This is a genomic window from Salmonella sp. SAL00670, assembly GCF_046552235.1.
GTDB classification, from domain to species: Bacteria; Pseudomonadota; Gammaproteobacteria; order Enterobacterales; family Enterobacteriaceae; genus Salmonella; species Salmonella enterica.
Window position 1 is genome coordinate 1 of sequence record NZ_JBGDUO010000001.1, and the last position, 12305, is coordinate 12305.

Consider the following 12305-nt stretch of genomic DNA (forward strand, 5'->3'; position numbering starts at 1 on the left):
CTGCTGAACCTGTGCAGTAAGAACAAAATCAACCCGCTGATTGGCTCCGCCGGCGTGTCGGCAGTGCCGATGGCGGCCCGCGTATCGAACAAGGTGGGGCTGGAGTCGGACCCGCAGAACTTCCTGCTGATGCACGCGATGGGCCCGAACGTGGCGGGGGTGATTGGTTCGGCCATTGCGGCGGGCGTGATGCTGAAGTACGTGCTGGCGATGTAAATCTGTTCCTTTCCCGGAGGCGGCGCGTTGCGCCTGTCCGGGCTACCGGATTGCATGGATCTGTAGCCCGGACAGATGCGCAGCATCGCCTCCGGGAATGTCCCATAAGGAGACTTTGATGAATGAAACCATAGCATTTCGTCCGGAAGGCCGGGCGTCGACAAAAGATGTGGTTGTCAATTATACGCTGGCGTCACTGGACGAGCTTGAACAACTGCACCCGGCGCTGAATCTGCTGGCGCACCCGTCAATCGTCCGTGGCAGCCATGATTTCTTTGTCCGTTGTTATGACGCGGGCGTACAGCATGCGCAGGCCGGGGCGGCTGAAACGGTAGCGGTTTTGCCTGATTCGCTGCCACAAGAACGGCAAAGGAGCGGGCTGCTGTGTGCCGCAGCAGGTCGTCTGGATGCCCTGCGCCAGCCGCTGACGCACAATCGTTTATGTGACCTGGCCAGTCAGTTCTGTGCTGGCATGGCAGATGTTGACAGCGAAACCCGCAGCGGTTTTTATACCGTGCGCAGCATATCGCTGCCGGTTTACCGGCGGCTGTTGCGGGATCAACATTCTCACGGTGTCTGCCTGCAGCAGGCTCTGCTGCACCTGCTGGCCTGGAAGAGCGATTCTCCCTGGGCGCGGCAGCAGGCGCAGCGGCTGCTCTGGCAGGGCGGCGTGCTGGGCGATAAAGGTGAGTTTGCGCTTATGACGCTGGATGATGAACTGCGGGAGCGCCAGATTGAGTGGCCCGGGTTGTGGTCGCTGCTGGCCGTCACCGGGTTTCTGGCGAAATTCCCTGCCGGGCCGATATTTGCTGACTGAAAAATGAGGACTGCTGACAATTATCTATTGTGTTGGCATTTCTGCGAGAGGCAGCTAGCGCTTTGCCTGACTTACGAAATGAGAATATCAACAGATTACGTACTTTTTGTAGGTCCGTGGTTGGAACATTGCCACCTGGTTACACGTTGTCAGCAGCCTCAAGCGTGGATGGCTCCACGCTTTTTTTGTCTATGGAAAACCCCCAGCCAGGCCCTGTCTCTTGATCAGGAGATCTGATCAAGAGACAGGGCTATGCCGGAGGATATTTATTGGAAACCGGTGAGATAGGCCACCGTGTCATTAATCGAAATATAAATAAATATATAACGAAATAATTCGGCGCTATAATTCTCCTCTGATTAATAACGTAGCCCGAACCATGACCTGTCAGGACAAATCACTTTTAGCCCCCGGTTTCGCTTCCACGCCCGTCATTCCGCGCTATCGCCAGCTCATACGCAAACGGGCCGTGCTCATGTTAGCTATTGCGCTGGCGATGATGGCTTCACTGATGGTGGATGTAACCTGTGGGTCTTCTGGTTTACCGCTCAGTGCGCTGTGGCAGGCGTTTTTTCAGCCGGAAAAGGTGAATGCGGGCATACACGTTATTGTCTGGGATATCCGCTTACCCTATGCCCTGATGGCCCTACTGGTTGGCATGGCGTTAGGGTTAGCGGGCGCCGAAATGCAAACCATTTTAAATAATCCGCTGGCGACGCCGTTTACCCTCGGCGTATCGTCCGCGGCGGCTTTTGGCGCTGCGCTGGCGATTGTGCTGGGGATCGGTATTCCCGGTATTCCTGCCGCCTGGTTTATCCCGGCCAATGCGTTCATCTTTGCGCTTTTATCCGCGTTACTCCTGGACGGTATTACCCGTTGGACAGGCGTCGCCGCATCCGGAGTGGTGTTGTTCGGTATTGCGCTGGTATTCACCTTTAACGCGTTGGTCGCCATTATGCAGTTTGTGGCTGATGAAGATACGCTGCAGGGGCTGGTATTCTGGACGATGGGGAGCCTGGTCCGCGCGTCGTGGGAAAAATTGGGCGTACTGGCCGTGGTGTTTATTGCTGTGCTTTTTTGCGCGTTACGAAGCGCCTGGCAACTCACGGCATTACGTCTGGGCGAAGAGAGGGCGATGAGCTTTGGGATTCATGTCCGCCGTTTACGCCTGCTGTCATTGTTGCGTATCAGCTTGTTATCAGCGCTGGCGGTAGCTTTCGTCGGGCCGATTGGTTTTATTGGTCTCGTTGCACCGCACATTGCACGAATACTGTTGGGGGAAGATCACCGTTTCTACCTTCCGGGCAGCGTGCTGATAGGCGGGCTGGTGTTATCGCTGGCCTCTATTGCGGCGAAAAATAGTATTCCGGGCGTCATGGTGCCGGTGGGGATTGTCACCTCGCTGGTCGGGGTTCCGTTCTTTTTAAGCATTGTATTGCGACATCGGGGGAGTCTCTGATGCGCGGGTTAATGCTCCGCTCATTTAGCGCCGGCTATTCCACTCAGCCGGTTATTGCAGATCTCAACGTTCCCTTACTGCCGCGCGGGAAAATTACCATTTTGCTGGGGCCGAACGGCTGTGGTAAATCGACGTTACTACGTTCGCTGGCCGGGCTGAATAACGCCGACGGCGAGGCGCTGCTTGATGGCGAAGATCTCATGTCGTTATCGTTTGCCGAGCGGGCGCAGAAAGTTGTGTTTTTGCCGCAGTCATTACCGCAGGGCGTACATCTGCATGTACTGGAGTCGATTATCGTGGTACTGCGGGCATCAGGCGGCAGAGACAATGCGCAGGGCAGAGCGCAGATACTGGCTATCCTTGAGCAATTGGGCATAACGCATCTGGCGTTGCAGTATCTCGACCAGCTTTCCGGCGGTCAGCGGCAGTTAGTGGGTCTGGCGCAATCACTGATTCGTCGCCCTGAACTTCTGTTGCTGGATGAGCCGCTCAGCGCGCTGGATTTAAACTATCAGTTTCACGTAATGGATCTCGTGCGTCGGGATACCCTGGCGCAAAATAGGGTGACGATAGTCGTGGCGCATGACATTAATATTGCACTGCGTCATGGTGACCATGTCCTGATGCTAAAAGACGGCAGGCTGGTCGCCAGCGGCGCGCCGGAGACGATGATTACTGCGGAGCGTCTGGCTGAAGTGTACCGGGTACGAGGACGCGTGGAGCGCTGTTCGCAGGGGAAATTGCAGGTGGTGCTGGACGGCGTGATCGCTGTTTAAGACATATTGCCTGATGGCGCTGCGCTTATCCGGCCTACCCATTGCTCGTAGGCCGGATAAGGCAGTTATACCGCCATCCGGCAAAGGTGATTACTTCGCTTTACCCTGATTCGCCACGGCAGCCGCTTTCGCAGCGATCTCGTCAGCGTTGCCCAGATAGTAATGTTTGATCGGCTTGAAGTTTTCGTCGAACTCATACACCAGCGGCACGCCGGTCGGGATGTTTAACTCAAGAATCTCATCTTCACTCATGTTATCCAGGTATTTCACCAGCGCACGCAATGAGTTACCGTGAGCGGCGATGATCACGCGCTCACCGCTCTTCATACGCGGCAGGATGGTGTCGTTCCAGTAAGGAATAACGCGGTCGATGGTCAGCGCCAGACTTTCGGTCAACGGCAGCTCTTTCTCGCTCAGTTTGGCATAACGTGGATCGTGACCCGGATAACGCTCATCATCTTTGGTCAGTTCCGGCGGCGTCACGGCAAAACCGCGGCGCCACTGCTTAACCTGCTCGTCACCATATTTTTCTGCCGTTTCCGCTTTATTCAGCCCCTGCAACGCGCCATAGTGACGTTCATTGAGTTTCCAGGATTTTTCCACCGGTAGCCACGCCTGATCCAGTTCATCCAGTACGTTCCACAGCGTATGGATAGCGCGTTTCAGTACGGAAGTGTAGGCAAAATCAAAGCTGAAACCTTCTTCTTTTAGCAGTTTACCCGCTGCTTTTGCTTCGCTTACGCCTTTTTCAGACAGGTCAACATCATACCAGCCGGTGAAACGGTTCTCTTTGTTCCATTGACTTTCACCGTGACGTACCAGAACCAGCTTAGTTACAGCCATACTCTCACTCCTATAAATCATATGTAATGATAATAATTCTCATTATATTGCCGCGAGGTGTTGGCGGCAATGCTTACGCATAACCATAGCGAAAATAGTGGCGCAGTGTAAGGTTCTTGTGAACTCAGAGTTGCGATTTTGTCTTTAAGTGGTGGAGGTTTGAGCAGGGCAATGGCGCGTAGGCCCGATAAGCTTGCGTCATCGGGCATGTAGCGGCATATCGTTAGAACGGAATAAACTGATACTCGGTCAGGCTGGCGTACTCCTCGCCAGGGCGAAGGATACAGTCAGGCTGCGGCCATTCAGGATGATTCGGGCTGTCCGGCAGCAGTTCGCTTTCCAGCGCCAGCCCTTGCCAGTCGGCATAAGGTTCCGGTCCGCGGGAAGGTGTACCCGCCAGATAATTGCCGGAATAAAACTGTAACGCCGGGGCGGTGGTGTAAACCATCATTTGTAGCTTTCCATCCTGTGACCACAGACGGGCCGCCGGCTTTTTGCCATCACCCTGCGTCTGTAGCAGGAAAGCATGATCGTAGCCTTTAACCTTGCGCTGATCGTCATCGGCGAGAAATTCACTGGCAATGACTTTTGGCATCCGGAAGTCAAACGAGGTATTGGCTACCGATTTTAGCCCCTGGCGTGGAATACCGGATTCATCTACCGGCAGATACTCATCCGCCAGAATTTGCAGCTTATGCTGGCGCACGTCGGTCCGATCGCCGTCCAGATTAAAATAGACGTGGTTGGTCAAATTCACCGGACAGGGCTTATCGACCGTTGCCCGGTAGGTGATGGAGATTCTATTGTCATCGGTCAGACGATATTGCGCCGTGGCGCAAAGATGGCCAGGAAAGCCCTGGTCGCCGTCATCAGAGGTGAGCGCGAATAATACCTGGCGATCGTTCTGGTTCACAATTTGCCAGCGGCGCTTGTCAAAGCCTTCCGGTCCGCCGTGTAGCTGGTTCTCGCCCTGGCTTGGGCTTAACTGTACGGTTTCGCCGGCAAACGTATAGCGGCTATTGGCGATACGGTTCGCGTAACGGCCAATAGAGGCGCCGAGGAACGACGTCTGTTCAGGGTAGTGTTCCGGGCTGGCGCAGCCCAGCAATGCTTCCCGAACGCTGCCGTCAGACAGCGGAATACGGGCGGAAAGAAGAGTGGCTCCCCAGTCCATCAGCGTTACCACCATCCCTGCGCTGTTGCGCAGGGTTAGCAGGCGGTACGGTTGACCATCGGGGGCCAGTGCGGGCGTTTCATTTAGCACTGTCCTGCTCCTTGTGACGGTTTGCATACATAAAAGGTTTCTTTGATTCCGGTTTTCGCTTCGTACTGTTGCGCAACGGCCTGCCGAACAGCGGGAACCAGATCTTCCGGGATCAGTGCGACAACACAGCCGCCAAAGCCGCCGCCGGTCATGCGCACGCCGCCTCGATCGCCGATGGTCGCTTTGACAATGTCTACCAGCGTGTCTATCTGCGGGACGGTAATTTCGAAATCATCGCGCATTGAGGCATGGGACTCCGCCATCAGTTGGCCCATACGTTGCAAATCACCTTTCTCCAGCGCGCTTGCCGCTTCAACGGTGCGCGCATTTTCGCTCAATACATGGCGAACGCGTTTTGCGACTACCGGGTCCAGTTCGCTGGCGACGGCATTGAACGCCTCAAGGCTGACATCGCGCAGGGCCGGCTGCTGGAAGAAACGGGCGCCGGTTTCGCACTGTTCACGACGGGTATTATACTCGCTGCCTACCAGCGTGCGCTTAAAGTTACTGTTGATGATCACCACGGCGACACCTTTCGGCATGGAAACCGCTTTGGCGCCGAGCGTACGGCAATCAATCAGCAACGCATGATCTTTTTTGCCGAGCGCAGAGATGAGCTGATCCATAATGCCGCAGTTACAGCCGACAAACTGGTTCTCGGCCTCTTGTCCGTTGAGCGCAATTTGCGCGCCGTCCAGCGGCAGGTGATAAAGCTGCTGGAAGACTGTGCCCACCGCCACTTCCAGCGAGGCGGAGGAGCTTAACCCGGCGCCCTGCGGCACATTGCCGCTGATGACCATATCCACGCCGCCAAACGCGTTGTTACGCTGTTGCAGGTGTTTCACTACGCCGCGCACATAGTTAGACCACTGCTGGCTATCGTGGGTCACGATCGGCGCATCCAGTGAAAATTCGTCCACCTGATTGTCGTAATCGGCGGCAATCACCCGTACGGTACGATCGTCGCGCGGCGCACAGCTAATTACGGTCTGGTAATCGATAGCGCAGGGCAGAACAAAACCATCATTGTAATCAGTGTGCTCGCCGATCAGATTGACGCGGCCTGGCGCCTGAATCGTGTGGGTAGCAGGGTAGCCGAAAATTTCAGCAAACAGCGCGCGCGTTTTCTCTTTCAGATTCATTTTTATACTCCGGATTCGCGAAAATGGATGTCGCTGACCGCGCGCAGGCGTTCAGCCGCTTGTTCTGCGGTTAAATCACGCTGGGTTTCCGCCAGCATTTCATAGCCGACCATAAATTTACGGACGGTCGCAGAGCGCAGCAGCGGCGGGTAAAAGTGTGCGTGCAACTGCCAGTGTGCGTTTTCTTCACCGTTAAACGGCGCGCCGTGCCAGCCCATTGAGTAGGGGAAGGAACACTGAAACAGGTTGTCATAACGACTGGTCAGCTTTTTCAACGCCAGCGCCAGAGAGTCGCGCTGCTCGTCGCTTAAATCGGTAATGCGCAGGACATGCGTTTTGGGTAACAGTAGCGTTTCGAACGGCCACGCCGCCCAGTAAGGCACCACCGCCAGCCAGTGTTCGGTTTCGACCACGGTGCGGCTGCCGTCCGCCAGTTCTCGCTGGACATAATCCACCAGCATTGGCGAACGCTGTTCGGCGAAATAGGCTTTTTGTAAACGATCTTCGCGTTCGGCCTCATTCGGCAGGAAGCTGTTGGCCCAGACCTGTCCATGCGGATGCGGGTTCGAACAGCCCATCGCCGCGCCTTTATTTTCAAAGACCTGCACCCACGGATAGGTTTTGCCTAACTCGGCGGTCTGCGTCTGCCAGGTTCTGACGATTTCCGTCAGCGCGGGCAGGCTCAACTCCGGCAGCGTTTTACTGTGATCGGGAGAAAAGCAGATCACGCGGCTGGTGCCGCGCGCGCTCTGACAGCGCATCAGCGGATCGTGGCTGTCCGGCGCATCCGGCGTATCGGCCATCAGCGCCGCGAAATCGTTAGTAAAGACGTAAGTCCCTTTGTAATCGGGATTTTTATCGCCGGTGACACGCGTATTGCCCGCACACAGGAAGCAGTCCGGATCGTGGGCCGGCAGCATTTGCTGAGACGGCGTTTCCTGCGCCCCCTGCCAGGGGCGTTTTGCGCGATGCGGCGAAACCAGAACCCACTGGCCGGTAAGCGGGTTATAACGGCGATGCGGATGATCGATGGGATTAAATGGGGTCATAACAACGTCCTTAATCTGGGTATCCCTGCGGATGGCGTGACTGCCAGTGCCAGGTGTCCTGCGCCATTTCGTCAAGCGTGCGGGTGACGCGCCAGTTCAGCTCGCGATCGGCTTTGCTGGCATCCGCCCAATACGCCGGGAGATCGCCGTCGCGACGCGGCGCGAAGTGGTAATTAATGGGTTTACCGCAGGCTTTACTAAAGGCGTTGACCACATCCAGGACGCTACTGCCGACACCCGCGCCGAGGTTATAAATATGTACGCCGGATTTGTCCGCCAGTTTTTCCATCGCCACGACGTGCCCGTCGGCTAAGTCCATAACGTGAATGTAATCGCGTACGCCGGTGCCATCCTCGGTCGGGTAATCGTTGCCGAAAACGGCGAGCGATTCGCGACGACCCACGGCGACCTGGGCGATATAGGGCATCAGGTTATTCGGAATACCTTGCGGATCTTCTCCCATGTCGCCCGACGGGTGCGCGCCGACCGGGTTGAAATAACGCAGCAGCGCAATACTCCACTCCGGCTGGGCTTTTTGCAGATCGGTGAGGATCTGTTCTACCATCAATTTACTTTTGCCGTAGGGGCTTTGCGGCGTGCCGGTAGGAAAACTTTCGACGTAAGGAATTTTGGGCTGATCGCCATAAACGGTGGCAGAGGAGCTAAAAATAAGGTTTTTAACGTTGGCCGCACGCATGGCGCTGACCAACCGTAGCGTACCGTTGACGTTGTTGTCATAGTACTCCAGCGGCCTGGCGACCGATTCGCCGACGGCTTTCAGGCCGGCAAAGTGAATCACGGTATCAATCGCGTGATCGTGCAGAATTTCGGTTATAAGCGCTTCGTTGCGAATATCGCCTTCGACAAAGGTCGGGTGCTTACCGCCCAGACGTTCAATAACGGGCAGCACGCTGCGCTTGCTGTTGCAGAGGTTATCGAGGATGACGATGTCATGACCATTTTGCAGCAATTGTACGCAGGTATGACTTCCAATGTAACCGCTACCACCTGTAACCAATACTCTCATAATTCGCTCCGTTAAGCCTATGGTATGGAATAACCATAGCATAACAAAGATGCGAAAAGTGTGACATGTAATAAATTAGTGGAATCGTTTACACGCTGGTGATTTTACGCATTTATATCAATTAAATGATTACAAATCATCTGGCTTGAGAATGCTTCTGCTTTTTATCCGAAAAAAAGGCGCGTTACGCGCCTGGGAATAAAACGGACGGGGCAGGAGCTGTCAGTCTTTTTTACGCGAGAGTAGCTTCCTGGCGAGCGCCCCGACAGCGACGACGCCGATGGCGGTCACTTTCCAGAATTTAAGCAACGCGATACCGAGCATAGCAAGCAGTCCTACTTTCTTGGCCGCGATACCGCCAATCAGCGCGGCGAGCCCATACTCCGCTATTTTGTCCGTTGATTCGTTGAAGTCAGCGTAGCGTTGTCCAGCGTTGAACTTGACGGAACTGAGAATTCTTTTCGCCAGAGGGATTTCGTGGTCAACAGAACCTCTGTCGGTCACCAGATTTAAAGAAAAATAGCCTTCACGTCCCAGCAGATAGGTGTTGTAGTTCACGCCTTGTTCATTCAGTGGTTCGTTGGTGCCGATATCCTGGATGGCGGCGGACCAGATCAGACGATGATTGGTTGCATCGTAGGTAGGCTTCTCGATCCAGCCAATAATTTCTATCGGCTCAATGCCTTTTGCAATACGATCTTTATTCGCTTCTTTTGTGCCTTTGCGCAGGTTATCCATTAATTCATCGGCATCCCAATTTTTTGCATCATCATCTTTTACATAACCAGAATCATCATATTCGATAGAAATAAATCCATTCATTTCCTTTTTAAATACGAGACCGTAAAAATATTCATCGTCAACATAGTTACCAATTTCACGCATAAATACCGCCGCTTCTTTTGCGGGTATCCAGGTAAATCCTTCCGGCAGATTAAGCGTGGCTTTATCACCTAAACTAATCTTTGTCGGACCCGCAACGGCGGCGCGACTCATGCCTTCAACAGCGACCTCAACAGCGGTTTTACGCGCTTCCTGCGCAGCGGTCGGCTTTTGCTCAGCATAACTGCTGGGGCAAAATAAAATAGCTGCCAGTAAAAATAGTATTATTTGTGGAAAACGAAAAGCCATAATGAATCCCTTATATTCACATACGACATCATTATCGAAAATTTCAGGATTATTATGACAATGAGGCGGTCAGCGATTCAAGAGATAGTAAGCTTATCGACCGTTATTATTATTCTTAATAAAAGGAGAGTGGTTCCAGAATGGCGCGCGGCGCCATTCTGATAATACATTTAATTATTGCATCGTCCGGAAACGTACTTATAACGTTCGCCCTCTGGTACAAATTCCAGCCGGTGGGTAATACAGGCAGGCGCATCCTCTGCATGATGGGAAACGAACAGCAGTTGGGTCTCTCCCTGGCGAATTAATACATCTACAAAACGGCGTACCAGTTGGCGGTTCAGCGGGTCCAACCCTTGCAGCGGCTCATCCAGAATCAACACTGTCGGATGCTTAACCAGCGCGCGCACGATCAGCGCCAGCCGCTGCTGTCCCCAGGAGAGACTGTGGAAGGGGGTATCCGCCGTACGCTTATCGATTCCCAGAATATCCAGCCACTGTTGCGCCAGTTTTCGTTGCCTGTCTGAAACGGCCTGGTAAATGCCGATAGAATCGAAATAGCCGGAGAGAATGACATTGCGCACCGTGGTACTGACGCGGTAATCCAGATGTAAACTGCTGCTGACGTAGCCGATATGTTTTTTGATATCCCAGATTGTTTCGCCGCTTCCTCGCCGCCGCCCGAACAGCGTAAGATCGTTGCTGTAGCCTTGCGGATGATCGCCAGTAATAAGGCTAAGCAACGTAGACTTACCCGCTCCGTTAGGACCGACGATCTGCCAGTGTTCGCCCGGATTGACTCGCCAGCTTAGGTGGTGGAGGATAGGGCGATCGTTATACGAGACTATGCCATCGTTAAGTACGATCCGTGGTTCGCCATCGGGTAACGCATGGCGGGCGGAAGGTTCGTCCGGTTCGGGTAATTGTACGTCGGTCAGACGCTCGCTGTGCGCGAGTTGAGCGACCAACGCCCGTTGCAGTAACTCTGTCGTCGTTCCGGTCTCCGCCAGCGTACAGTCGGCAAGCACGCCGGCAAACTGCACGAAGTCCGGGATTTCATCAAAACGGTTGAGTACCAGCGCCAGGGTCATACCCGCCTGGTTCAACGCCGTCAGGCGTTGCGCCAGTTGTTGACGGGCGGTCACGTCAAGCCCGTCGAACGGTTCATCAAGGATCAATAACTCCGGCTCAGACATCAGCGCCTGACACAGCAGCGCTTTTCGCGTCTCGCCGGTAGAAAGGTATTTAAAACGCCTGTCGAGTAAAGCGGAAATGCCGAACTGCTGCGCCAGTATCGCACAGCGGGCAGGATGGTGAACATCATCCTGAATAATTTCCGCGGTAGTGCGCCCGGTATCGTCTTCGCCAGGACTGAGCATATCGGTGTTATTACGTTGCCATTCATCGCTGACCAGCTTTTGCAATTGTTCAAAGGACAGACGAGTAATGCGGGTAAACCGACACTGGCGCTCGCCTGTTAATAATGGCAGTTCACCCGCCAGCGCGCGGGCGAGCGCCGACTTTCCGCTCCCGTTAGCCCCAACGAATGCCCAGCTATCGCCCGCATTGAGCGTCAGCGAATCCAGATGAAGTGTTTTTGTATCGCTCAGACGAAACGTGCCTTGCGAAATTTGCAACGATGACATTTTGCATCCCATTTTTTGCAGCGATGAATGACAGGGATACGTCTTTCGGCAACGGATGTCAATGTGCTTAGCACAACGTTGCAATAATCACTCTGTCCGCATTAAACCAGGCAATCACGTCATCGCCTTCCTTTAACGTGGCGGCATCCGCAGTCGGTATCGTGGCGCACAGCGTCTGGCCGTCCGGCAGCGCCATCAACACTTCACACTGTTCCGCGCCGCGCTCGATATGGCTGATCGTTCCCGACAACTGATTGTCAGCGGCGCGCGCAACGGCTGCATCCCGGGTAATGCCAACCCATGGCGCTTTTAGCAGGATCAGCACTTCTTTACCTTCCTCCAGGCCGAGACGCTCGCCGCTTTGCGCCGTCAGCGCGACTTTGAGCCGCGTTTTGCCGTCGGCCAGCAGCACGTCGACATGCTGTTGCACCTGATCGCGATCGCGGGCGGTAATGGTGCCGAACCACTGATTTCGGGCGCTGGTTTGCAGTGAAAAGCGGGAGATAGCGGCCAGCAGACTGTCAAGCGGCAGGGCGTCATCGTCGCTTAACACATCGAACGCTTTTTGCTGAATTTGACCCAGCAAATCGTAAAGCTGGATCAGACGCTGGCCATAGCGGGTTAATACCGCGCCGCCGCCGCCTTTGCCGCCCGTTGCGCGTTCAACCAGCATATGTTCGCTAAGCTGGTTCATGTCGTTTATCGCATCCCAGGCGCTCTTATAGCTGATTCCCGCGTCTTTCGCGCCCTGACTAATCGAGCCGGAAAGAGCAATGTGTTTCAGCAGAGAGATACGTCGGGGATCGGCAAAAAGCTTTTGCTGAAGTTTCAGGGTAAGAAGGATTTCGGCCTGCATAACCAGCTCCTGGTAAAAAGACTATTGTGACTGAAAAGCGCGTCAGCGCAAAGCCGACCGCACAAAAGGGGAGTGCTTT

Annotated in this window: 12 protein-coding genes; 4 read left to right on the top strand and 8 right to left on the bottom strand. The window is 54.5% G+C overall.

Annotated features, from left to right (window positions below):
* The 4 genes from ACLJRS_RS00005 to ACLJRS_RS00020 form a co-directional block, all read left to right on the top strand.
* A partial coding sequence (locus tag ACLJRS_RS00005; RefSeq protein ID WP_020979010.1) for a sodium ion-translocating decarboxylase subunit beta occupies window positions 1-216 on the top strand: 216 nt, incomplete at its 5' end.
* Between the two features lie 118 nt (window positions 217-334).
* Window positions 335-1033: a triphosphoribosyl-dephospho-CoA synthase gene (locus tag ACLJRS_RS00010; protein WP_001005993.1), complete on the top strand. Its 699-nt coding sequence runs from the start codon at window positions 335-337 to the stop codon at window positions 1031-1033.
* 379 nt (window positions 1034-1412) lie between these two features.
* The gene (locus ACLJRS_RS00015; protein ID WP_000128337.1) at window positions 1413-2492 is read left to right on the top strand and encodes a FecCD family ABC transporter permease; all 1080 of its coding nucleotides are present in this window, start codon (window positions 1413-1415) and stop codon (window positions 2490-2492) included.
* A complete protein-coding gene (locus tag ACLJRS_RS00020; protein WP_001214706.1) occupies window positions 2492-3268 on the top strand; it encodes an ABC transporter ATP-binding protein in 777 nt (258 codons plus the stop codon). Before ACLJRS_RS00015 ends, ACLJRS_RS00020 begins: the two co-directional genes overlap by 1 nt.
* Before the next feature lie 90 nt (window positions 3269-3358).
* Here ACLJRS_RS00020 and gpmA read toward each other — a convergent pair whose 3' ends face one another.
* The 8 genes from gpmA to modE all read right to left on the bottom strand — a co-directional run bounded on the left by gpmA (window position 3359) and on the right by modE (window position 12226).
* Window positions 3359-4111, bottom strand: coding sequence for a 2,3-diphosphoglycerate-dependent phosphoglycerate mutase (gene gpmA / locus ACLJRS_RS00025; RefSeq protein ID WP_000301554.1), 753 nt, complete (start codon window positions 4109-4111; stop codon window positions 3359-3361).
* Window positions 4112-4334: 223 nt separating this feature from the next.
* On the bottom strand, window positions 4335-5375 hold the full coding sequence (gene galM, locus ACLJRS_RS00030) for a galactose-1-epimerase (RefSeq protein WP_000931428.1): 1041 nt from the start codon (window positions 5373-5375) through the stop codon (window positions 4335-4337).
* Entirely contained in the window at window positions 5369-6517 is a 1149-nt protein-coding gene (gene galK / locus ACLJRS_RS00035) for a galactokinase (RefSeq protein WP_001049367.1), read from the bottom strand. The genes galM and galK overlap by 7 nt, the downstream gene beginning before the upstream one ends.
* A 2-nt stretch (window positions 6518-6519) precedes the next feature.
* Window positions 6520-7566, bottom strand: coding sequence for a galactose-1-phosphate uridylyltransferase (gene galT / locus ACLJRS_RS00040; protein WP_000187473.1), 1047 nt, complete (start codon window positions 7564-7566; stop codon window positions 6520-6522).
* Between the two features lie 10 nt (window positions 7567-7576).
* Window positions 7577-8593, bottom strand: coding sequence for a UDP-glucose 4-epimerase GalE (gene galE, locus ACLJRS_RS00045; RefSeq protein ID WP_001265427.1), 1017 nt, complete (start codon window positions 8591-8593; stop codon window positions 7577-7579).
* A gap of 222 nt (window positions 8594-8815) precedes the next feature.
* On the bottom strand, window positions 8816-9724 hold the full coding sequence (locus ACLJRS_RS00050; protein ID WP_000885513.1) for a DUF2167 domain-containing protein: 909 nt from the start codon (window positions 9722-9724) through the stop codon (window positions 8816-8818).
* Window positions 9725-9894: 170 nt separating this feature from the next.
* Window positions 9895-11370: a molybdate ABC transporter ATP-binding protein ModF gene (gene modF / locus ACLJRS_RS00055; RefSeq protein ID WP_410957730.1), complete on the bottom strand. Its 1476-nt coding sequence runs from the start codon at window positions 11368-11370 to the stop codon at window positions 9895-9897.
* Between the two features lie 67 nt (window positions 11371-11437).
* Window positions 11438-12226, bottom strand: a complete 789-nt coding sequence (modE, locus tag ACLJRS_RS00060) for a molybdenum-dependent transcriptional regulator (protein ID WP_001147416.1) — start codon at window positions 12224-12226, stop codon at window positions 11438-11440.
* Between the last annotated feature and the right edge of the window lie 79 nt (window positions 12227-12305).